The following is a 22,165-nucleotide window of genomic DNA, read 5'->3' as shown; positions in this document are numbered from 1 at the left end:
GGGGTGAGCGCAGCGCCATCAATAACAACCAAAAGAAATGTAAAAGACGTTTGTTATAAAAATAAATGGTTAATACTCATATGCAATGACAAAGATGTTTGCGGCATGAGCAGCGACGCCTGCGTTATGAGGTTGCCTCGGCGCAGGCACAAAAAACCCGCCGCGCACAAGGTGCGGGCGGGTTGCAACGAGCGGTGGTGAGCGGCTTTTCCGGGCTTGGACACCGTGGTTCGGATTGGAGACCTGCATCAAGGGGCGGCGACCAGATCCCCGTTGGCGCCATACACGGGCCAGTAGCTCTCCAGCTTCAGCTCCTTGAGAGCAGCGTTCAGATAGCGGCGGTCAAAGCAGCTATCGATCTCTGGCTTCTTGCGGATGAGTTTGAGCTTGTGGGCCTCGTCAGCCGCGTCCTTGTAGCGCGCCACCAGAAAGGGGTCGAGCAGTGGCGACAGGCGCACGCGCAGCGGCTGGCCAATAAAGTCTTCGCGCCACACCTTCTCGGCGTACTCGGCCTTGCCCCACTGCGCAAACAGTTCGGCACGGCGGTTTTCGTCGGAATATTTATGGGCGTACAGCACCACCGTCTTGACCACGCGCTCCACCGCCTTGGGGTGGCGGGCGGCGAAGTCGTCGGTCACCAGTAGCGCCGTCTGGCGGGTGTACTTGTAGGAATCTTCCGCAGCCGACCACACCACCTTGGCCAGGCCCTGGTCACGCAGCTTGAAAAAACCCACATAGCCAAATGCGGCGTCGATGTCCTTGCTGACCAACGCCGCCTCAGCGCTGGGCAAATCCAGATTGAGCAGTTTCACATCGCGCTCGCTCAGACCCTTGTCGGCCAGCGCGCGCACAGCTGCCAGATGCAGGTTGGTGCCCTTGAACACGGCCACCTTGCGGCCCTTGAGGTCCTCCAGGCGGCGGATGTTGGAGTCGGGCGGCACCGCCAGGTAGAGCCCGCCGCGCACGCCACTGCCCAGAATGATCTTGGTCTTCACGTCACTGGCCCGGTGCACGATAGAGGGCAGGTCGCCCTGCCACGCAAAGTCCAGTTGCTTGTTGACCAGTGCCTCATTGACGGCCGGACCCGCGCCCTTGAAGAAGGTCCATTGCACCTTCACACCGTCCTTCTTGAACTCTTCTTCCAGCCCGCCATCGGTGTAGGCCAGCGCGGCCGAGGTGCCACCATGGCGCACCGGGTCGCTGCCCACACCGCCGGTGGCGATGCCGATGCGGATCACCTTCAGGGGATCTTGCGCCTGTGCGGCTGCGCTACCCGCCCACAGGCCCAGGGCCACCGCTGCGCTGGCTGTCGTGGCAGCCGCCCAGAGCGCTGTTTTCCATTGCGTTTTTTTCATCTGTCGCCCCTTCGTGCCTGTTGTTTTGCCTGTTGTCGTTCCGGTGTGCGTGTGCAATGTGCTGCACACATCGCCGATCACTTTAGGCAGGCCCTGCGCGGGGGCCAACGACCAAAAACAGATATCCAAATTTGCGGATGGCAGGCCCACGCGCGCCAGTGCAAGGCGCAGTTTTCCGACTATGCATATGCGAACTGCTTCGTTGATGCGCGCACTGCGCGCTGTCCCAATCGTGTGGGAGTTCTCTTTCATCACCCCACCGTTTCAGAAAGTAGCGCCATGTCCAAGATCAACGATTTGCACCCCACGTTCACCCGCTTTGCGGTAGAGCCTTACACCCCCACCATCGGGGCAGTCATCCACGAGCTGGACCTGCGCCAGCCCCTGGACGCCGCCACACAGGCCGAGCTGCGCCAGGCACTGGCCGTGCACGAGGTGCTGTTCTTCCGCGACCAGCACATCACGCCGCAGCAGCAGGTGGACTTCACCCGCAGCTTTGGCAATGTGGCCGAGGTGAAGGCGTTCTTCCCCCGGCTCGAGAGCCACCCCGAGATCGAGATCGTGGAGAGCACGGCCGAGCGCCCCAAGGCGTCCAACCAATGGCATGCGGACATCACCTGGCGCGAGCAACCGCCGCTGGGCACCAGCCTCTATGCACAGGTGATCCCGGCCAGCGGCGGCGATACGCTGTGGGCCAGCCTCACGGCCGCGTACGCCAGTCTGCCGCCCGCCTTCCAGGCTCACCTGGAAACGCTCACGGCCGTGCACACCTGGGAGATCAGCGGCTGGACGGAGTACCTGCTGCGCAAGGACGCCAGCGGCGAAGAACTGAAGGCCGCCCGCGCCAAGTACCCGCCCGTGGAGCACCCCGTGGTGCGCGTGCACCCCGTCACGGGCAAGAAGATCCTGTACGTGAACCCCACCTTCACCAGCCACATCAAGGGCCTGCACCGCACGCACAGCGATGCGCTGCTGACCCAGCTGTTTGCCCTGCCACAGGTGGCCGAGTTCCAGGCCCGCCTGCGCTGGGCGCCGGGCACGCTGGCCGTTTGGGACAACCGCTCCACCCAGCACTACGCAGTGGGCGACTTCTTTCCGCAGCACCGCAAGCTGCATCGCATCACTATTACCGAGTAGCCCCCCTGAGTCGCCTTCGGCGCCATCCCCCTTGGGGAGACGCCCCCCTGGCCTGGCAAAGCCGGTTCCACGGGTGCACTGGCCTGGGCCGCGCCAGTGTCGAAGGCCGCGAGCCATCTCCACAAGTTTTGGAATCTCACATGACCCAACCCGACACATCCAGAAAACTGCGCCTCGGCGCCTTCATCATGGCCACGGGCCACCACGTAGCCGCCTGGCGCCACCCGGGCTCACAGGTCGATTCGGGTGTCAACATCGATCACTACATCGAAGTCGCCAAAACAGCCGAACGTGGCCTGTTTGACCAGGTGTTCGTGGCCGACAGCCCCGGCGTGTGGCACAAGGGCGACCGCGAGTCCTTCAGCCGCCAGGGACGCATCTCGCACTTCGAGCCCGTGACGCTGTGGGCAGCGCTGTCGGTCGTCACCAAGCACATCGGCTTTGTGGCCACAGCCTCCACCACCTACGAAGACCCCTACCTGCTGGCGCGCAAGTTTGCGTCGCTGGACCACATCAGCAAGGGCCGGGCCGCCTGGAACGTGGTGACCACCAGCGCCGAAAACGTGCACGGCAACTTTGGCCTGGACACGCACCCGGACCCTGCCACGCGGTACGAGCGCGCCCACGAATTTGTGGACGTGGTCAAGGGGCTGTGGGACAGCTTTGACGACGACGCCCTGGTGCGCGACCAGGCAAGCGGCATCTACTTTGACCCCGACAAGCTGCACGCACTCAACCACGTGGGCAAACACCTCAAGGTGCAAGGGCCGCTCAATATCGAGCGCTCGGTGCAAGGCCACCCAGTGATTGTGCAAGCCGGCTCTTCGGAAGACGGCAAGGAACTGGCCGCCGCGACGGCCGACGCCATCTTCACCGCCTGGACCAGCCTGGCCGAGGCCCAGGCCTTCTACAAGGATGTGAAGGGTCGCATGGCCAAGTACGGCCGCAGTCCTGAAGAACTGCTGGTGCTTCCCGGCATCTCCCCCGTGATTGGCCGCACCGAGGCAGAAGCCCAGGCCAAGTGGGCCGAGCTGCAGGCCCTGATCCACCCCAGTGTGGGCCTGGCCACTCTCACCCCCTTCTGGCCCGGAGAGGACCTGTCGAAGTGGAACCTCGACGCACCTCCGCCGTACATCCCCGAGCCACCCAAGGGCATCAACAGCCGCGCCCACGTGGTGCTGGAGCTGGCCCGGCGAGAGAAGTACACCGTGCGTCAGCTGTACGAATACCTCGCCGGTGCACGCGGCCACTGGGTGGTGATCGGTACACCCGAGACCATTGCCGACCGCATGCAGGAATGGTTTGAGAACGGGGCGGCGGACGGCTTCAACGTGATGCCGCCTGTGTTGCCCCAATCACTCAACGAGTTTGTGGACCTGGTGGTGCCTGAACTGCAGCGGCGCGGCCTGTTTCGCACCACCTACGAAGGCACCACCCTGCGGGAGAACCTGGGCCTGGCAAGGCCCGCAAGCCGGTACACAACACTGCTCGCGAAGGCGGCCTAGGCATCATGCATGGCGAGCCCAATGACCTCGGCAGGGCTGTCCGCAGGGCTCCTTCGTCATGTGCCACCCTGCAGCGCCGCAGGGTTGGGATGGCTCGGCAGGCGCGGCTGGCCTGCCTTGACACGGCGCACGGGCAGATCGGTCGCCAGGCGTTTCAGGGCGGCCCCCCGGGATGCGGACTGAAAGCCGTGCGGTACCACCAGCACGTCCGTGCGGGCTTCATGGAGGATGCGTTGCGCAACGCTCTCGAACAGCCAGTCTGCGCACCGGGACGCGGGATGCTTGCCCACCACGATCAGGTCGGCCCCTGCCCCTTGCTGCGCCACCAGCACCTGCCGCGCCGGGTCGCCCCGGCCGATGGAGGATGAAAGCCGGTTGCGCCGCGCATCGTACGAGTCGGTCAGCGTGAACATGCGGTCCTGCGCATGGCGCCTGCACTGCTCGCGGTAGATCTGGATGGCGCGTTCCGAGACTTCGGCATAACGCAGCTTGCCCTCATTGGCAGTGCTGACGGCATGGAACAGTTCCACACGTGCGCGGGGGTGGAGCGCCAGGCCCAGCTCCACCAGGCGATGCGAAGCCTGAGAAAAGTCCACCGCCACCATCAGGCTCTGGTAGGGCTGTGCCGCTGCGCTACGCACCACGATCACGGGGCGCTGGCAGGCACGGAGCAACTGGATCGCAGGGTGCGCGCCGAACCAGGCCCGCAACCCGCGCTGCGGGGCCATGCCCCACACCACAAGGTCGTGACCCGCTGCCGCGCGGGCGATATCCGCCACCGTGCAATCCATGCGTGTTCCGGAATGAACAGGAATCTGGTGGCGCTGCCGAATCTGCAGCGCATGGTGCGACAGTCGCACGGCCACGTCGGGTGGCGGCACTTCGCCGGGTTGGGAGAGATACACCAGCTGCAACGCAGCCCGATGCTCTGCGCCCAGCAGCGCCGCACGCGCCAGCGCGTGCCCTCCCTGTTCGGAGAAATCGGTGACGGCAAGGATGGAACGAGGGGTCATGGTGGTACGTCCTTCTGTGGTGAACAACGCGCACTCCTCCAACGGCTGCCAATGCGATTGGCGCCGGTCTGGTGAGAAGTGATCTGGTGGTACGGCCCGCAGCGGGCCGGCGTGCGAAGGCGACTAGGTGAGGTAGTCGCCCGTGGCCTCGGGCTGGTACTGGATGTTCTCGATGGTGGCGGAGCACTCTTCGCCATGGGGCGTTTGCCACTTGGCCATATCTCCAACCCGCAAGCCCAGCAGACTGATGCCCACCGGCGACAACACCGAGATGAAGCCCGCCGCAGGCTCGGCGTCCTGCGGGTAACACAGGGTCAGCACCTGGCGCCGGTGGGTGTGCTGGTCCACCAGCTCCACGCGTGAATTCATGGTGACCACGTCTGCCCGCACGGTGCGTGGGCTGGTGATATCGGCGTTGGCCAGCAGGTCGTCCAGCAAGGGCGCAGGCCGGTTGCCGACCAGCTTGGTCAGGCGCGAATAGTCCAGGTCGGTGAGCGTGCGCTCGCCAGGGGTCACAACTGCATGCATACAAAGCACTCCATCGAATGCGGCGGTGCCCCGTGGGGACAAGACGGCCGCTACCGCGCTTGGCTGGTGCCCGGCGGTGGATGGTTGCGCTACAAGGGGATGAGGAGAGAGGGTGCCGCCGGGCTCAGGAATGTGCTGGCGTCAGCTGACGACGCGCGTTCTTCTTGGCCACCGCTCGCGCGCAGGCCGCTGCGCGGGGCAGCACAGCCAGGGCGGCAAAAGGGCAAACCAGAAGGGTCGTCATGGGCCCGAGTGTAGGTAACACGGGCGGTTTTGGGAGCAATAGCCCCAGGGTTCTTGCCAGATACCCAGCGGCTGGGTGGCCGATCTTTGTCGCCACCAGGGGCCACCCAGAGCGTCACGCCAGCTGGGTGGCCCCTGCGCGGCGTACTCAGGCCACTTGCGGCAGGTAGCTGGGTCGCGTGGCCGTCATCGCGAGCTTGACATGCTGTGTGAGCTCATCGGCCAGCACCTCGTCCGTGCCTGCTTCCAGGCCATCCAGCGCGCGCCGAACGATCTGAACCGGGCTGGTCTTGGGCACGTCAAAGCCGCGCGTCAGGTCGGTATCCACATACGCCATGTGCAGGCCCAGGACCTGCGTGTTTTGCGCGGCCAGCTCATGGCGCAGTGCATTGGTGAGCGACCAGGCCGCAGACTTGCTGGCCGAGTAAGCAGCCAGCTCGCCGCCATTCACCCACGACGCCACAGACAGCACGTTGAGCAGCGCCCCGCCTCCGTTGGACTGCAGGACCGGGGCAAAGGCTTTGCTGACACGCAGCACGCCAAAGACATTGGTCTCAAAGATGCGGCGCATGACCTCTTCGCTGTCGGCCGCCAGAAACCCGCCGGGCTGGGCGATGCCCGCGTTGTTGATCACCAAAGTCACGTCAGACGCCTGCGCGGCGGCAGCCGCCACCTCTTCGGGGTTGTTGACGTCCAGGCGCAAAGCCTGCACGCCGGGTTGCGGGACGATGGTGGACGGATCGCGCGCGGCGGCGTAGACCTTGCGCGCACCGCGTGCGAGCAGCTCGCGAACAAAGGCCAGGCCAATGCCGCGATTGGCACCGGTGACGAGGACAACAGCGTTTTCGATCTTCATGGGAATCTCCAGGGTTGGGGTGGGACTGAACAGGGATATGCACGGGCTGTGCAATGGATGGATATGGAGTGAGGGCTCGATAGGTGCGAGACGGACGCGAGACGGGTGCGAGGCAGCAGTAAGCGAGCAGCTCAGCGCACCTTGACGACGACCTTGCCCTTGGCACGGCCGGTTTCCACGTAGGCGATGGCTTCGTTGGTTGCGTCGAAGGGAAACACCTTGTCGATCACCGGGCGGATGGCCCCTGCATCCACCAGACGCGTGATCTCCTGCAGCTGGCTGCCCTGTGCACGCATGAACAGGAACGAGTAGCCAATGCCCAGCACTTGGGCACGGCGCCGGGTACCGGCGCTCAACAGCCGGAACACCATCCGCAAGAAGCCAGACGCATGAAGGGTTTCGCCGAATGCGGGATCGGGCGGGCCCGAGACGGAGACAAGTTGGCCTCCGCGCTTGAGCACGCGCAGGGACTTGGCCAGCGCCTTGCTGTCCTGGCTGTGCAGCACCACGTCATAGTTGCGCAGCACGTTTTCAAAATCTTGCTGGCGGTAGTCGATGACAACGTCCGCGCCCAGGCTTTGGAGCAGTGCGGCACTGCCCGCGCCGGCGGTGGTGGCCACGGTGGCGCCCAAGTGCTTGGCCAGCTGGATGGCGATGCTGCCCAGCCCCCCCGACCCCGCCTGGATGAAAACCTTCTGCCCTTTTCTGACCTGGGCCTTCTCCACCAGGGCCTGCCATGCCGTCAACCCCACCAGCGGGATCGACGCTGCCGCTTCCATGGTCAGGCTGCGGGGCTTGAAGGCCAGCGAAGACTCCTTGACCGCAATCAGCTCCGCAAAGCTGCCGATGTGAAAGTCGTCCGCCCGGGCATAGACCTCGTCCCCCGGCTTGAACTGCTGCACGCGCGGCCCTACCCGCACCACCACGCCCGCCACATCGTGCCCGAGGATGAGCGGCATCTTGTAAGGCAGCAGGAGCTTGAACTCACCATCTCGGATCTTGGCGTCGAGCGGGTTGACGCCCGCTGCATGGACCTCCACCAGCACCTCATCGTCGCGCAGGGAGGGGGCAGGAACATCGGCAGGCCGGAGTACGCCCTTTTTGGCATAGCGATCCAGAACAAACGCTTTCATGGGGTTTCCTTTGCTGCAAGGGATTGCATGGCTGCACAGCAATGCCACGCGGACTGGCGAGGCTCCACCAAAAAAGCCGTCCCTCCATGACGCACCAGATGCTGTTTAGGGGTTGGGCCGTTATTTCGCATGATAAACATCATATGTAATGATAAAAAAATGCGTGCCATCGCACGATCAAGAAGAGGCTGGGTGTGAATCCGCGTTATGCCGTTTCCGCCGGCAACAGATGCTTGAGCGCGGCTTCGCGCAGGCTGTCGGACAGCGCGGCGTCGTCCACAGCACGGGCAAGCACGAGCGCTCCCACCATGGTGGACAAGGTGACAAGCGCTTGCTCATGGGTTTCTGGCTGGCCCCACTGGGGTGACTGGCGCGCAATCAGATCGACCATTTCCTTGATGTGCCGGGTGGAGACGCGTCGCACCTCAGGGGACTGGCGCGAGGTTTCGGAGCCCAACGCGGCCAGAGGGCAACCCGTTTCGATGCTCTCGACATGTTCGCGCGAAAGGTAGGCTTTGAGCACGGTTGCCATCGCCTGCGAGGCAGGCTCCCCCGCCACAGCGCCCGCCACCGTCGCCACAGACTGAGCGCACGCCTGCGTTGCCGCTTCGGCCAGCATGGCCTCGCGAGACTCGAAGTGCGCATAGAAGGCGCCATGCGTCAGGCCTGCTTCCTTCATGATGTCCGCAACCCCGGTGCCATGGTAGCCCTGGCGACGGATCGCCCGCGCCGCCACCGACACGATGCGCTCATGGGTCGCTTCTTTGGCGGCGGCTCGGGCATTGGGCTGTATATTTCGCATGATGTTTATCATACATAAACCCACCATTCAGCGCAACTGCGCTTGGTCTATGGGGTTGAACACACGCCCGTGCATCGTTCCGCCCCAAAAAAACAGGCCCCTGCGGGGCCTGGAATGCGAGCAGCGCCATGAACAGGCACGTGGTGGATGGTCAAAAAGAAGGCGGACTGCGGCTGTATTGATGAACCCCCAGCCCTCCCCTCATGCGATGCGACCGTTTCCAAACGAGCTATTCGCCCGTCGCAGTCTTCGTCCAAAGCACCGCAGGCCCCCGCACGCAGCAGGTCGCTTCAACCGCCCGCTTTGCGCGCAATTCAGCCGCAATACCCACGATGGCTGCGCGCCGTGCTCCATCACAGCTTGGCGATGGACACCTCCGTGGACTTGACCAGTGCGACCACATCGGAACCCACGACCAGGCCCAGGTCGTCCACCGAACGGGTGGTGATGACGGAGGTGACGATGCCCCAGGGGGTTTCGACATCGACCTCGGAGACGACATCGCCGCGAATGATCTCGCGCACTTTGCCCTTGAACTGGTTGCGTACGTTGATGGCTTGAATGGACATGGGGTTCTCCTTGAATAGTCCGTTGAAAAATGAAAACAGTGGGTGAGAGAAACAGAAAAATCACACCGCCCAGCGAAGGCCATGCGCTGGCACACCTGGCCATGGCGCCTCGTGTGCGGGGTCGCCATCGGGCTTTTGCAGCACGCGGTCCAGGATGCGTTTTTCGATGGCAGCAAACGCGGCGTCACCGTGCGAACGGGGGCGTGGCAGGTCGATGCGCTGGTCCAGCGCGATCTGGCCGTCTTCGATCAGGATCACGCGGTCGGCCAGGGCCACGGCCTCTTGCACGTCGTGGGTGACCAGCAATGCCGTAAAGCCGCTGGTGCGCCACAGGCCTTCAATGAGGCGGTGCATCTCGATGCGGGTCAGTGCGTCGAGCGCACCAAGGGGTTCGTCCAGCAGCAGCAGGCGCGGGTTGTGCACCAGCGCACGCGCCAGGGCCACGCGCTGGCGCTGGCCGCCCGACAGGCGTGCCGGCCATTCGCCCAGCCGGTCGCCCAGGCCCACGCGCGCCAGCACATCGGCCGCGGCTCCGCGCCGCTCGGGCGGCAGGCCCAGGGCCACGTTGTCAGCCACGCGCTTCCAGGGCAAGAGGCGCGAGTCCTGGAACATGATGCGGGTGTCACCGCTCAGGCCCGTGATGTCCCGGCCGTCCAGGCGGATCGCACCGCCAGAAACTGACTCCAGGCCCGCCACCAGGCGCAGCAGCGTGCTCTTGCCGCAGCCACTGCGGCCCACAATGGCGACAAACTGGCCGGGTTCAATCGTGAGTTCGGTCTTCTTGAGGACATCGCGCGTGCCGTAGCGCTTGTCCACACTGCGCACTTCCAGGCGCACGCCCTGCGCTGTGTTGGGATCGTTCTGGCTCATGGCATCAGGCTCCGGGTTTGAAGAGAGGCACATCGAGGGCATTCACGCGCCTGGGCAACAGCTTTTCGGCCAAAAAGGCATCCGCAATGCGCTGTTGCTCGGCAAGGGCCGTGGGCACCACGGCGCGCACCTCATAGCTGCGGCGACTATTGGCCAGCTCGATCACGCCCGCATCCAGCCCCCACACCGGTGCCAGCAGCGCGGCTGCGTCCTTGGGACTTTGCTTGACCCAGGCACCGGCCTTCTGCAGCTCGTGGAAGAACACACCGAGTACATCGGGTCGGGCCTTGGCATAGGGAGTCCCGGCCAGGTAATAGCGCTGGTAAGACGCCAGCTCACGCCCGTCGGCCAGCACCCGTACCGCCGACTGCTTTTGCACGGCGGCCAGGAACGGGTCCCACACCACCCAGGCGTCAATGGCGCCACGCTCAAAGGCTGCACGGCCGTCGGCCGGCGTGAGGTAGGCGGGCTCGATGTCCTTGAACGTCAGGCCGGACTTCTCCAGGGCTGCAATCAGCAAGAAGTGCACGCCCGCCGCCTTGGCAAAACCGATCTTCTTGCCCTTGAGGTCGGCCACGGTCTTGATGGGTGAATCGGCACGCACCACGATGGCCTGGGCGGCGGGCGATGGCGATTCCTGCGCCACGAAGGTGAGGTTGGCGCCGGCCGCCTGGGCGAAGACGGGCACGGTGTCGGCCACGTCGGCACTGACATCGATGTTGCCCAGGTTCAGGGCTTCGAGCAAAGGCAGGCCACTGGTGAACTCGTGCCACGAGACCTTGACGTTCAGCGGTGCCAGCAATTGCTCCAGCGTGCCCCGTGTTCGCAGGATGGTGGTGAGCGTGGATGATTTCTGCAAACCAATGCGCAGGGTCTCGGGCTTGCCTTGCGCCGCAGCCAGGCCGCTGGACAGTGCCGCAAGGGCACCGAGCACGGTGCGCCGATGAATCAGGAAAGGAAGGGTCATGGTCGTGATGAATGCGTTGTAGGAATGTCGGAGTCAGGGCCCCGCAGCTCAAGCCGTCTGGTAGCCGGGGTGCCAGCGCAACCAGTAGCGCTCCAGCCCCTTGGCAAACACGTCAGCCAGCTTGCCCAGCAACGCGTACAGCAGGATGCCCACGAGCACGATGTCGGTTTGCAGGAACTCCCGCGCATTCATCGTGAGGTAGCCAATACCCGCCTGTGCCGAAATGGTCTCTGCCACGATGAGGATCACCCACATCAGGCCGAGCGAGAAGCGCAGTCCCACCAGGATGCTCGACAAGGCGCCGGGCAGAATGATCTGGCGGTAGAGCTGCCAGCGCCCCAGTCCGTAGGTGCGGCCCATCTCAATCAAGCCCGGGTCCACATTGCGGATGCCGTGGAAGGTGTTGAGATAGATCGGGAAGAACACCGACACGCTGATGAGGAACAGCTTGGCCGACTCGTCGATGCCGAACCACAGGATCACCAGCGGAATCAGCGCTAGCGCAGGGATGTTGCGCACCATCTGGATGGTGGAGTCGAGCAGCGTCTCGAACAGCTTGACCGAGCCGGTGAGCAGGCCCAGCAGCAATCCCAGCCCGCCCCCGATGGCCAGACCCGCCAGCGCCCGGCCTGCGCTGACCTTGACGTGGGTCCACAGCTCGCCAGACAGGGTCAACGTCCAGGCTGCCTTCACCACCTCCAGCGGCGCAGGCAACACGCGGGTGGAAAGCCAGCCCGAAGAAGAGGCGATCTGCCACAACACGATGAGCCCTACAGGCACGGCCCAGGGCAGCAGACGCTGCGCCACATTGGCCACAAAGCGGACCAGCGACGCTGGGAGCAAAGGCCCTTCGAGCGGGAGATCGACGGAGTCCGCCACAGGCGATATCTGCAGCTCTCGGGTGGTCTGTGTCATGGTGTGATGTCCTGTTCGTTATCGGGCTCCAGGAACTCCAGCTGGTTACCCGCCGGGTCCTTGACGTAAAAGCGCAGGTAGCCGGGCAGCGCGCGGTTTTCCACCAGCGGCAGCTCGGCCTGCAGCAGGCGGTGGCGCAGCGCGGGCAGGTCCTGCACCTCAAAGGCCAGGTGCGACACCGCAGGCGCCGGTTGCCAGTGCTCGGTAGGCACCAGATCGATGCGCTGGGTGCCCGCGGCAAACCGCAGCGTTTTACCGGCCTGCAGGCGCACCTCGGGCAGGCCCAGCAGGCTGGCGTAAAAGCGCCGGATGGGCGCCTCAGCCCCAGCCGGGAAGGCCAGTTGCACGTGGTTGATGGACTGGATGCTCATGGCATATCTCCTGCGGTGCCGGTTCAGCTTTGCGACGCACGGGGCACAAAGTCATTGGCCACGGTCTCGCCAAACGGCCCCAGCGGGTTGCCGCCAGAGAGCTTCTCGCGCACACCCACGGGCAGCAGCGGGAACACCAGCTCGGCAAACCGGTAAGCCTCTTCCAGGTGCGGGTAGCCCGAGAGCACAAAGGTGTCCAGCCCCAGCGCCGCGTATTCCTCGATGCGCGCAGCCACCGTTTCCGGGTCACCCACCAGCGCCGTGCCCGCACCACCACGCACCAGGCCCACACCAGCCCACAGGTTGGGGCTGATCTCCAGGTCGGCGCGGCTGCGCTTGACCCCACCCGCATGCAGCTGTGCCATGCGGCGCTGGCCTTCGGAATCCATGCGTGAGAACACCGCCTGGGCACGCGCCACGGTCACGTCGTCCACGTGGCTGATGAGTTCTTCTGCAGCGGCCCAGGCCTGGTCTTCGGTTTCGCGCACGATGACGTGCAGGCGGATGCCAAACTTGACCGAGCGGCCCCGCTTTGCAGCGCGGGCGCGCACGTCGGCCACCTTCTTGGCCACTTCGGCGGGGGGTTCACCCCAGGTCAGGTAGGTCTCCACCTGCTCGGCCGCCAGGTCGTGGGCGGCGTCGGACGACCCACCGAAGTACACCGGTGGGTGCGGCTGCTGCAAGGGCGGAAACAGCAGCTTTGCGCCCTTCACCGTGAGGTGCTTGCCCTCGTAGTCGAGGCTTTCGCCCTGGTGGCTGCGCGTGAGGATTTCGCGCCAGATGCGGATGAACTCGGCCGACTGCTCGTAGCGCGTGGCGTGGTCCAGAAACACGCCGTCGCCCTCCAACTCGGCCTGATCGCCCCCGGTCACCAGGTTGATGAGCAGGCGCCCGCCCGAGAGCCGGTCGAACGTGGCGGCCATGCGTGCAGCCAGTGCGGGCTGGTGCAGGCCGGGGCGCACAGCCACCAGGAACTTGAGCTTCTTGGTCACGGCAAGCAGGCTGGACGCAACCACCCACGGGTCTTCGCAGGAGCGGCCGGTGGGGATCAGAACGCCCTCGTAGCCCAGGCTGTCAGCGGCAACCGCCACCTGCTGGAGATAGTCATGGCTGAGCTGGCGTGCGCCTTTGGCGGTGCCAAGGTAGCGGCTGTCGCCGTGGGTGGGAATGAACCAGAAGATTTGCATGGGACAGGTCTCTTCAAAACGGGATCTCAACGAGGTCCGAACGAAATCAGTAGGAGATGGCAAAGCCGAACTGGGGCGGGCGCAAGACCGCGCGCCGCTGCTGACCGTTCAGCCCCCAGGCGGTGGCCGTGACGCACAGAACGCGTCGCAGCTGGGCGTGCAACGGGAAAGGCATGGGCGCGGGCATGGGAAGCTCCTTGGAACGTGTTTGTGGTCTGGGTGGTGGGGTTACAGCAGATCGACCGGCGCGGCGTGCAGCAGGTTGAGCTTTTTGGGAATCAGCTTCAGGTCGAAGAAGGTGTCGGCAATGCCTTGCTGCTCGGCCAGGATCTCGCGCGTGACCGGGGCGGTGCCGAACTGCGCGCGGTTCAGGTACAGCTCGGTGATGGACTTGTCCAGCCCCAGAACGGCAGAGAGCTCTGCGGCTGCAGCCGCCTTGTTCTTGGACGCCCAGGTGTCAATCGCGTTGACCTCTTCGATTGCAATGCGCAACACATCGGTGTTCTTGGTCGCGAAGTCGCGCGAGGTGAAGTAGTAAGCGCGGTTGTTGACCACACCCGTGGCGTCGGCCAGCAGGCGGGCATCCAGCGTCTTCTGGGCGGCAGCGAGGAACGGGTCCCAGATGATCCAGGCATCGACTGCGCCCTTTTCAAACGCGGCGCGCGCGTCGGCTGGGGCCAGGAAGACAGACTGCACGTCGCCGTATTTCAGGCCGTTCTTCTCCAGCAGCTTGACCAGGAAATACTGCACGTTGGAGCCCTTGTTGTAGGCCACGCGCTTGCCCTTGAGGTCGGCCACGCTGCGGATCGGGGAGTCCTTGGGCACGATCACGGCCTCCAGCGCGGGGCGCGGCACCGTGGCGCCAGCGTAGACCAGCGGCGCGCCAGCGGCCTGGGCGAAGATGGGCGGGGCTTCGCCCACGTCGCCAAAGTCGATGGAGCCGACGTTGAGCGCTTCCAGTTGCACGGGGCCTGCGTTGAACTCGGTCCAGGTCACCTTCACACCCAGCGGGGCCAGTCGCTTTTCGAGCGTGCCACGGCCCTTGAGGATAGAAAGCCAGCCTTTTTGGTGGCCCACGCGCAGCACGCGGCCGGGCGCAGTCGTTTGTGCAAGGGCCGGGGCCCCCGTGACGCCGAGAGTGGCGGCGGCCAGACCGGTGAGCAGCGCCTGGCGGCGATGAAGAGAGAACGATGTCGTCATGGTGATGGTTTGTTTCTAGAAAAAAGGGGCGGCAAAAAGAGGCCAAAACTGCGGGAGTTCAGCCCGCGACAGGCACCACCGGCATGAGCAAGAAGGCACCGATGACCACGAGCGAAGCCACCACCAGCAAGGCAACACCCAGCCAGCGCAGGGCGTCGCGCAAACCCAGGGGTCGGTCTTCAAGGACCGATGGAGCCTGTGGCTGTGCGGACAGAGGGATTGCGTCACCGGACATGAACAGCACCTTTTTTTGTACAAGCAGGCAACAGCCCGCCCTGCCTGCGCTCAGCGGGCATTACCAGGAAAACAATGGAACGGAGGAAGGCGGGCGGAGCGTGGGCACCTGCGGCCAGGGCCGCAGGCGCGTGGTCCGTCAGACACTACATCGCACTTGCGAGAAATGCACCGGCGCGAACCGTGTAGCCTGGGCGGGCGATGGGCGAAGGGTTTCGGTGACCAGCACGTTGACCGCGTCATCCAGCCGGGCGGCAATGTCGGCCTGCACGTGGTAGGTGCCCTCGGGCGTCAGCGTGACCTGGGCGTCGGTGGCGTAGATGCCGGGCAGGATGCTCTTGGCACCCAGCGACTGCAGCACGGGGCGCAGCGCATAGTCCAGCGCCAGCATGTGGTGCGGGCTGCCGCCCGTGGCCAGGGGCAGCACGGTCTTGCCCTTGAGTGCTGTCTGCGGCAACAAATCCAGAAACACCTTGAGCACGCCGCTGTACGCCGCCTTGTAGACCGGCGTAGCCACCACCAGCACGCTGGCATCTGCCACCTGGTCAATCGCCTTCACCACGGTGGGATGGCCAAAATCGGCCAGCAACAGCGCCTGGGGCGACAGGTCGCGGATATGGACGCGATCCACCAGCGCGCCGCGCACCGACAGGCGCTGGGCCACGGCGTCGAGCAAGGCGGCGGAGCGGGAGCGCTCTGAAGGGCTGCCAGCGATGAGCAAGGCGGACATGGTGTTGGTTCCTTTGTTACTACTGTTTTGATAGCTACCAGCGCATGACGGACTAGCGCTTGAGCTTGTTTTTCTTATAAAAAGGACAAACAACGCCCCGCCCGGCCCGTTGGGGCCAGGGTTCTTCCATGGAGGCTGGAGCATCGCCCCAGCCACCTTCGGGGCGGTTGGGCCTGCTTACTTGCGCGTGTAGATCTGATCGAAACTCGCGTTGTCCGCAAAGTGGTCCTTGGCAGCCTTGTCCCAGCCACCGAACGCGTCGTTGATCGTGAACAGGTTCAGCTTGGGGAACTGCTTGGCGTACTTGGCCTTGGCCTTGTCAGAGACTGCGGGGCGGTAAAAATGTTTACCCGCAATGTCCTGGCCTTCTTCGGTGTACAGGTACTGCAGATAGGCCTCGGCCACGGCACGCGTGCCCTTCTTGTCCACGTTCTTGTCCACCACTGACACGGCGGGCTCGGCCAGGATGGAGATGGACGGCGCGATCACGTCGAACTTGGTGCCGAATTCCTTTTCCAGCAGGTAGGCCTCGTTCTCCCACGCAATCAGCACGTCGCCCTGGTTGCGCTGCGCAAACGTGATGGTGGAGCCGCGTGCGCCGGTGTCGAGCACGGGCACGTTGCCGTACAGCTTGGCCACGAAGTCCTTGGCCTTGGCGTCGCCACCGTACTTGCGCTTGGCAAATTCCCACGCTGCCAGGTAGTTCCAGCGCGCACCGCCCGAGGTCTTGGGGTTGGGCGTGATCACTTTCACATCGGGGCGCACCAGGTCGTCCCAGTCTTTGATGCCCTTGGGGTTGCCCTGGCGCACCACCAGCACGATGGTGGAGGTGTAGGGCGAGCTGTTGTGCGGCAGGCGCTTTTGCCAGTCTTTCGGGATCCAGCCTCCGTTGGTGTGCAGCGCATCGGTGTCGCCCGCCAGCGCCAGGGTGGCCACGTCGGCATCCAGCCCGTCGATGATGGAGCGCGCCTGCTTGCCCGAGCCGCCGTGGCTTTGCTTGATGGTCACGTCCTGGCCGGTCTTGGCCTTCCAGTGCTTGGCGAAGGCCTGGTTGAACTCCACGTACAGCTCGCGGGTCGGGTCGTACGACACATTGAGCAGCGTCACAGACTGTGCAAACGACGGCAATGCCGTCAGGGCCAAACTGCTGACCAGGGCAGCGGCGAAGGGAAACTTGATAAAGTCGCGGCGAAAGTTCATGGAAGGGCCTCTTTTTGTGAATGTGTTGCAGTGCAAATCACCGATGGAACGCATTCTGGAAGGCCCTCTTCAAAACTGGAACTACTGAGATTTCAGTTCTTAATATCCAAATCATCTGAGCGAAGCCTTTTTCGCCCGCCCCACACCAAGGACATCCCATGGCACGCACCGTTCAATGCATTAAGCTCGGCAAGGAAGCCGAAGGCCTCGACTTTCCGCCCTACCCTGGCGAGCTGGGCAAGCGAATCTGGGAAAGCGTGAGCAAGGAAGCCTGGGCCGGCTGGCTCAAGCACCAGACCATGCTGGTCAATGAAAACCGCCTGAACCTGGCCGATGCGCGCGCCCGCCAGTACCTGGCACGCCAGATGGAAAACCATTTCTTTGGCGGCGGCGCAGACGCCGCGGCGGGCTACGTCCCGCCCAGCGCGTAACGGAGCGACGCGAAGTGCAGCGCTGCAAAAAGTGGTTTCGCCAAAACCATTTCTTCGGCGGCGGCGCAGACGCCGCAGCGGGATATGTCCCGCCCGGCGCGTGACGCAGCGCAACGCACCCTGGAGCGGTTCGCGGTAAAAACCGCCTTCCCTTTCCAACAGGCCGGCGCCACGCCGGCCTTTTGCCGTCCACATGACTGAACCCATCGAGTGGCTGCCGGATGGCACCCCCTACAGCCCCCGCTTCGGCGACCGCTACCACAGCGAAAACGGCGGCCTCACCCAGGCCCGCCGGGTGTTTCTGCACGGCTGTGGCCTGCCCGAGGCCTGGGCAGGCCAATCGCAGTGGCGCATTCTGGAAACCGGGTTCGGCTTTGGCCTGAATTTCCTGGTGACCTGGGCCGCCTGGCGGGCCGACCCAGAGCGCCCCACGCTCCTGCACTTCGTATCGACCGAAGCCTGGCCCGTGAGTGCAGCCGACCTGCTGCGCACCACATCGGTCCACCCCGAGCTGGCGCCGCTGGCTGAAGCATTGCACCGCCAGTGGTGGGGCCTGCTGCCGGGCGTGCACCGCCTGCGTTTTGATGAAGGCCGGGTGCTGCTCACCCTGCATGTGGGCGACACCCAGGCCATGCTGCGCCAGCAGAACCTGACGGTGGACTCCATCTACCTCGACGGCTTCAGCCCCCAGCGCAACCCCGAAAGCTGGGACCTGCACACGCTGAAAGCCGTGGCGCGCTCTTGCCGTCGCGGTACACAGCTCGCCACCTGGACCATCGCACGCGCCGTGCGCGATGCCCTGGCGCAATGTGGCTTTGAAGTGACCCGCGTGCCCGGCGTGCCGCCCAAGCGCGACAACCTGCACGCCACCTACAACCCACGCTGGGAGCCGCGCACCCCGCGCCAGCCCGGGGCGACACCGGAGCCGTCTCTGCCCGGCCCCTGCATCGTGATCGGCGGCGGCATTGCAGGCGCCGCCGCCGCCGCCAGTCTGGCCCGGCGCGGCTGGCAGGTCACCGTGCTGGACCAGGCCGCCGAGCCCGCCGCAGGCGCATCCGCCCTGCCCGCTGGCGTGTTTGCGCCCCATGTGTCGCCCGACGACAGTGTGCTGTCGCGCCTGTCGCGCAGCGGCATCCGCACCACGCTGGAGCAGGCCCGCTGGTTGCTGAACGAGGGGGTGGACTGGGCACATTGCGGCGTGCTGGAGCACCGCACCGACGGCAGCCCAGGTCTGTCGCCCGATTGGCCCCAAGGGCCGGGTGCCGCCTGGAGCGAGCCTGCGCCCCCCGCTGCCCTGGCTGCTGCCCAGTTACCGCCCGACGCAACCGCCTGCTGGCACCACCAGGCGGGCTGGGTGCGCCCGGCGCGCCTGGCCAGGGCCTTGCTGGGCCAACCTGGCATCCAATGGCGGGGAAATTGCGCGGTAGCCCAGCTGCGGCGCGTGGAGACACCCGCCACGACGCACAGTCCGGACATCGCCACCTGGCAAGTGATCGATGCCCACGGCCAGGTGCTGGCCGAGGCGCCCACCGTGGTCATTGCCGCAGGCGCCGGCAGCGCGGCGCTGCTGAACCATCGCTGGCCCCTGCAGCCGGTGCGCGGGCAGGTGTCGTGGGGCCAACATGCCGACACGGCAACGCCGCTGCGACCATCGATTCCGTTCCCAGCCAACGGCAATGGCAACCTGGTGCCCCGGTTCCCGCTGGGCGATCAAGCCGATGGCGATCAAGGCTGGGTGATGGGCTCGACGTTCGAACGCGATGTGCAGGCCCTGCCGCCGAGCACAGCCGACATCCACACCGCCCATGCCACCAACTGGGCCAAGCTGCAGGGCCTGCTGCCCGGCATCGCGCCCCAGCTGGAGCCTTTGTTCACCCAGGCGCTGGCCGTGTCAGCGCCTCAGCCCGCCCCGGGCGAGTCCCCGGCTCTGCGCACCTGGGCCGCCGTGCGCTGCACCGCGCCCGACCGGCTGCCTCTCGTGGGCCCGGTGGACGCGGCCCACCTGCCGGGCCTGTGGGCCAGCACGGCCATGGGCGCACGGGGGTTGACACTGGCGCTGTTGTGCGGCGAACTGCTGGCCGCCCGAGTGCAGGGTGAGCCCCTGCCGCTGGATGCGCGGCTGGCCAAGGCGCTGGGCACCGAGCGCCTGCCGTAACGCGGGCGCCGCAGGCATCCCAAGGCAGCCCTCCGCCAGCCCGCGCCAATCCTTGCTTATAAACAAATAGACATATTGGCAGAGCAAAACAATAGTTTGCATCCATAAGAAGCCCCTCTACATTCGCCGCCATGCATGAATTGGCGTTTGTTTTTGCGGGCTTTGCCGTCGGGCTCATCGTTGGCCTGACCGGTGTGGGCGGCGGCTCGCTCATGACGCCGATCCTGATCTTCTTCTTCGGCATCAAGCCCCACATGGCGGTCGGCACCGACCTGCTGTTCGCGGCCTTCACCAAAATGGGCGGCACCGTGAGCCTGGCCCGCCAACGGCTGGTGCCCTGGAAGGTAGTGGGTCAGTTATGCGCCGGCAGCATTCCGGCGGCGCTGCTGGCGCTGTGGGCGCTGAAAGTCCTGGGGCCCGCCAGCGGCACGGCGCAGGCCATCATGACCACCACGCTGGGCTTTGCCCTGCTGCTGACGGCGGCGGCCACGCTCTACAAGGTGGTGGCGTTTTCTGCCCAGCGCCAGGCAGCCGAAGCCGCTGCCCGCAAAAGCCACACCGGCGACCCCACCCGCCCCCGCCACTGGAGCCTGCCGGTGCTGCTGGGCGCCGTGATCGGCACGCTGGTGACCTTTACCTCGGTGGGCGCGGGCGCCATCGGCGTCACGGTGCTGCTGCTGGTGTACCCCATGCTGCCGCTGCCGCGCATCATCGGTGCCGACATTGCCTACGCCGTGCCTTTGACCTTGGTGGCAGGGTCGGGTCATGCGTCGCTGGGCTCGGTGGACTGGCCTTTGCTTGCACAATTGCTGGCTGGCTCGCTGCCGGGCATCTGGCTGGGCTCTCGCCTCGTCGCCCGTACTCCTGAGCGCCTGATTCGCTCCGCCTTGTCCATTCTGCTGGCCTGGGCAGGCTTCAAACTGATTCTGATCTGAGCCCCCTATGTACCAATACACCGCTTTCGACACCCAGTTCGTGAAACAGCGTGCCGCACAGTTCCGTGACCAGCTCACGCGCTGGCAGACGGGCAAGCTGAGCGAGGACGACTTCCGCCCCTTGCGCCTCCAAAACGGCTGGTATGTGCAGCGCTACGCGCCCATGCTGCGCGTGGCAGTGCCCTACGGCGAGATCGCCAGCCGCCAGCTGCGCGTGCTGGCGCAGATTGCCCGCGAATACGACGAGCCCGAAGCCGCCGTCTTCAAGGCCGCCATGGAAGGCCAGGGCAAGCTAGGCACCACGTTCTTGCCCACGCACTGCGCCCACTTCACCACCCGCACCAATGTGCAGTTCAACTGGATTCCGCTGTCCAAAAGCGCGGACGTGATGGACCTGCTCGCCAGCGTGAACCTGCACGGCATCCAGACCAGCGGCAACTGCATCCGCAACACCACCACCGACGCGCTGGCAGGCATCGCTGTGGACGAGATCGTGGACCCCCGCCCCTATGCGGAGCTGATCCGCCAGTGGTCCACGCTGCACCCCGAGTTCGCGTTTTTGCCCCGCAAGTTCAAGATCGCCATCACCGGCGCCAAGGACGACCGCGCGGCCACGGGCTGGCACGATGTGGGCCTGCACCTGGTCAAGAACGATGCAGGTGAGATCGGCTTCAAGGTGTTTGTGGGCGGTGGCATGGGCCGCACGCCAGTCATCGGCACCGTGATCCGCGAGTTCCTGCCGTGGAACCAGATCATGAATTACATCGAGGCCATCGTGCGCGTGTACAACGAGCACGGCCGCCGCGACAACAAGTACAAGGCCCGCATCAAGATTCTGGTGAAGTCCGAAGGCCAGCAGTACATCGACGATGTGGAAGCCGAATACCGCCAGATTTTGGAGATCGACGGCGGCCCCCACACCATCCCGCAGGCTGAATTTGACCGCGTGGCCGCCTGCTTTGTGCCACCCAAGCTGGCCGACATTGCCGACGTGGCCCCCGCAGCCTTGCAGGCATCGCTGGACGCACAGGCGGCAGAGCATGTGATGTTTGGCCGCTGGCTCAAGCGCAATGTGCACGCCCACCAAAACGCTCAGCTGCGCGCGGTCACGCTATCCTTCAAGCGCCCTGGTCAGTCGCCCGGCGACGCCACCAGCGACCAGCTGATCGCACTGGCCGACCTGGTGGACAAATACTCCGCCGGCGAAGCCCGCGTGACGCACGACCAGAACGTGCTGCTGCCCTGGGTGCACGCCAGCCGCCTGTTTGACCTGTGGCAAGAAGCCAAGGCCCTAGGCCTGGCCAGCGCCAACGTGCAGCTGCTGACCGACATGATCGCCTGCCCAGGCGGCGACTTCTGCGCGCTGGCCAATGCCCGCTCGCTGCCGATTGCCGAGGCCATCACCCAGCGCTACCAGGACCTGGACGAGCTGGATGACATCGGCGAGATCGACCTGCACATCAGCGGCTGCATCAACAGCTGCGGCCACCACCACAGCGGCCATATCGGCATCCTGGGTGTGGATAAGGACGGCAAGGAGTGGTACCAGGTCACGCTGGGCGGCTCTGACGGCTCCGACCTGTCGGGCGCTGCCGTGGCCGGCAAGGTGATTGGCCCATCGTTCTCGGCGGCCGAAGTTCCGGATGTGATCGAGGCCGTGCTCGGCACCTACCGCGACCTGCGCGAAAGCGGCGAGACCTTCCAGAACACTGTGCGCCGCACTGGCCTCGACCCGTTCAAGGAAGCCGCCAAGCAGGCACGCCACAAAGAACCAGAAACCGCTGCCGCCTGAGCCCCGCAGCGCCGTACAGCACAGCCCCACAGACATG

Annotated in this window: 23 protein-coding genes; 6 read left to right on the top strand and 17 right to left on the bottom strand. The window is 65.1% G+C overall.

All coding sequences use genetic code 11. The annotated features are described in order from the left end of the window. Nucleotides 1–248 precede the first annotated feature (248 nt). The gene (locus ASC83_RS21655) at nt 249–1,355 is read right to left on the bottom strand and encodes an ABC transporter substrate-binding protein (RefSeq protein ID WP_056067479.1); all 1,107 of its coding nucleotides are present in this window, start codon (nt 1,353–1,355) and stop codon (nt 249–251) included. Nucleotides 1,356–1,634: 279 nt separating this feature from the next. Between ASC83_RS21655 and ASC83_RS21650 the strand changes: the two genes are divergently transcribed. Continuing rightward, a complete protein-coding gene (locus ASC83_RS21650; protein ID WP_056067478.1) occupies nt 1,635–2,492 on the top strand; it encodes a TauD/TfdA family dioxygenase in 858 nt (285 codons plus the stop codon). A gap of 140 nt (nt 2,493–2,632) precedes the next feature. Further along, nucleotides 2,633–3,997 (top strand): LLM class flavin-dependent oxidoreductase, encoded by a 1,365-nt coding sequence (locus ASC83_RS21645; RefSeq protein ID WP_056067476.1) that lies wholly within the window; start codon nt 2,633–2,635, stop codon nt 3,995–3,997. A gap of 56 nt (nt 3,998–4,053) precedes the next feature. On the opposite strand, the gene ASC83_RS21640 is transcribed toward ASC83_RS21645, so the two are convergent. The 16 genes from ASC83_RS21640 to ASC83_RS21575 form a co-directional block, all read right to left on the bottom strand. Then, entirely contained in the window at nt 4,054–5,010 is a 957-nt protein-coding gene (locus tag ASC83_RS21640; protein WP_056067798.1) for a universal stress protein, read from the bottom strand. Nucleotides 5,011–5,133: 123 nt separating this feature from the next. Beyond that, on the bottom strand, nt 5,134–5,538 hold the full coding sequence (locus ASC83_RS21635; protein ID WP_056067474.1) for a GreA/GreB family elongation factor: 405 nt from the start codon (nt 5,536–5,538) through the stop codon (nt 5,134–5,136). A gap of 391 nt (nt 5,539–5,929) precedes the next feature. Beyond that, complete coding sequence (locus ASC83_RS21630) at nt 5,930–6,637, bottom strand: SDR family oxidoreductase (RefSeq protein WP_056067472.1); 708 nt, start codon at nt 6,635–6,637, stop codon at nt 5,930–5,932. A gap of 131 nt (nt 6,638–6,768) precedes the next feature. Then, the gene (locus ASC83_RS21625; RefSeq protein ID WP_056067470.1) at nt 6,769–7,770 is read right to left on the bottom strand and encodes an NADP-dependent oxidoreductase; all 1,002 of its coding nucleotides are present in this window, start codon (nt 7,768–7,770) and stop codon (nt 6,769–6,771) included. 205 nt (nt 7,771–7,975) lie between these two features. Next, nucleotides 7,976–8,584 carry a TetR/AcrR family transcriptional regulator gene (locus ASC83_RS21620; protein WP_056067469.1) on the bottom strand — a complete coding sequence of 203 codons (609 nt, stop codon included), beginning with the start codon at nt 8,582–8,584 and terminating at the stop codon, nt 7,976–7,978. Between the two features lie 341 nt (nt 8,585–8,925). Further along, entirely contained in the window at nt 8,926–9,141 is a 216-nt protein-coding gene (locus tag ASC83_RS21615) for a molybdopterin-binding protein (protein WP_015013774.1), read from the bottom strand. 60 nt (nt 9,142–9,201) lie between these two features. Beyond that, nucleotides 9,202–10,011, bottom strand: coding sequence for an ATP-binding cassette domain-containing protein (locus ASC83_RS21610; RefSeq protein WP_056067467.1), 810 nt, complete (start codon nt 10,009–10,011; stop codon nt 9,202–9,204). A 4-nt stretch (nt 10,012–10,015) separates the two neighbouring features. Continuing rightward, nucleotides 10,016–10,978, bottom strand: coding sequence for an aliphatic sulfonate ABC transporter substrate-binding protein (locus tag ASC83_RS21605; RefSeq protein WP_056067465.1), 963 nt, complete (start codon nt 10,976–10,978; stop codon nt 10,016–10,018). Between the two features lie 48 nt (nt 10,979–11,026). Continuing rightward, complete coding sequence (ssuC, locus tag ASC83_RS21600; RefSeq protein ID WP_056067463.1) at nt 11,027–11,893, bottom strand: aliphatic sulfonate ABC transporter permease SsuC; 867 nt, start codon at nt 11,891–11,893, stop codon at nt 11,027–11,029. Further along, nucleotides 11,890–12,264, bottom strand: a complete 375-nt coding sequence (locus ASC83_RS21595) for a VOC family protein (protein ID WP_056067462.1) — start codon at nt 12,262–12,264, stop codon at nt 11,890–11,892. Before ASC83_RS21595 ends, ssuC begins: the two co-directional genes overlap by 4 nt. A 23-nt stretch (nt 12,265–12,287) precedes the next feature. After that, entirely contained in the window at nt 12,288–13,451 is a 1,164-nt protein-coding gene (ssuD, locus tag ASC83_RS21590; protein ID WP_056067459.1) for an FMNH2-dependent alkanesulfonate monooxygenase, read from the bottom strand. A gap of 46 nt (nt 13,452–13,497) precedes the next feature. Next, nucleotides 13,498–13,638: a hypothetical protein gene (locus ASC83_RS24200; RefSeq protein WP_165836556.1), complete on the bottom strand. Its 141-nt coding sequence runs from the start codon at nt 13,636–13,638 to the stop codon at nt 13,498–13,500. 41 nt (nt 13,639–13,679) lie between these two features. Then, nucleotides 13,680–14,651, bottom strand: a complete 972-nt coding sequence (locus tag ASC83_RS21585) for a sulfonate ABC transporter substrate-binding protein (protein WP_056067458.1) — start codon at nt 14,649–14,651, stop codon at nt 13,680–13,682. Nucleotides 14,652–14,709: 58 nt separating this feature from the next. After that, on the bottom strand, nt 14,710–14,886 hold the full coding sequence (locus ASC83_RS24055) for a hypothetical protein (protein ID WP_156379578.1): 177 nt from the start codon (nt 14,884–14,886) through the stop codon (nt 14,710–14,712). Nucleotides 14,887–15,024: 138 nt separating this feature from the next. Then, nucleotides 15,025–15,615, bottom strand: coding sequence for an NADPH-dependent FMN reductase (gene ssuE / locus ASC83_RS21580; RefSeq protein WP_056067455.1), 591 nt, complete (start codon nt 15,613–15,615; stop codon nt 15,025–15,027). Between the two features lie 177 nt (nt 15,616–15,792). Then, entirely contained in the window at nt 15,793–16,815 is a 1,023-nt protein-coding gene (locus ASC83_RS21575) for a sulfate ABC transporter substrate-binding protein (protein ID WP_056067453.1), read from the bottom strand. A 158-nt stretch (nt 16,816–16,973) separates the two neighbouring features. Here ASC83_RS21575 and ASC83_RS21570 point away from each other — a divergent pair, with 158 nt between their 5' ends. From ASC83_RS21570 to ASC83_RS21555, 4 genes are all read left to right on the top strand, one after another. Further along, complete coding sequence (locus tag ASC83_RS21570) at nt 16,974–17,246, top strand: oxidative damage protection protein (protein WP_010461281.1); 273 nt, start codon at nt 16,974–16,976, stop codon at nt 17,244–17,246. A gap of 193 nt (nt 17,247–17,439) precedes the next feature. After that, on the top strand, nt 17,440–19,401 hold the full coding sequence (gene mnmC, locus ASC83_RS21565; protein ID WP_056067451.1) for an FAD-dependent 5-carboxymethylaminomethyl-2-thiouridine(34) oxidoreductase MnmC: 1,962 nt from the start codon (nt 17,440–17,442) through the stop codon (nt 19,399–19,401). A gap of 131 nt (nt 19,402–19,532) precedes the next feature. Then, nucleotides 19,533–20,336 (top strand): sulfite exporter TauE/SafE family protein, encoded by an 804-nt coding sequence (locus tag ASC83_RS21560; RefSeq protein ID WP_056067450.1) that lies wholly within the window; start codon nt 19,533–19,535, stop codon nt 20,334–20,336. Nucleotides 20,337–20,343: 7 nt separating this feature from the next. Next, a complete protein-coding gene (locus ASC83_RS21555) occupies nt 20,344–22,128 on the top strand; it encodes a nitrite/sulfite reductase (RefSeq protein WP_056067447.1) in 1,785 nt (594 codons plus the stop codon). Nucleotides 22,129–22,165: the final 37 nt, after the last annotated feature.

This window comes from Acidovorax sp. Root402, from assembly GCF_001425125.1.
Lineage (GTDB): Bacteria > Pseudomonadota > Gammaproteobacteria > Burkholderiales > Burkholderiaceae_C > Acidovorax > Acidovorax delafieldii.
The sequence above is the reverse complement of the archived record's forward strand: the minus strand, read 5'-3'. Positions and strand labels throughout refer to the sequence as shown.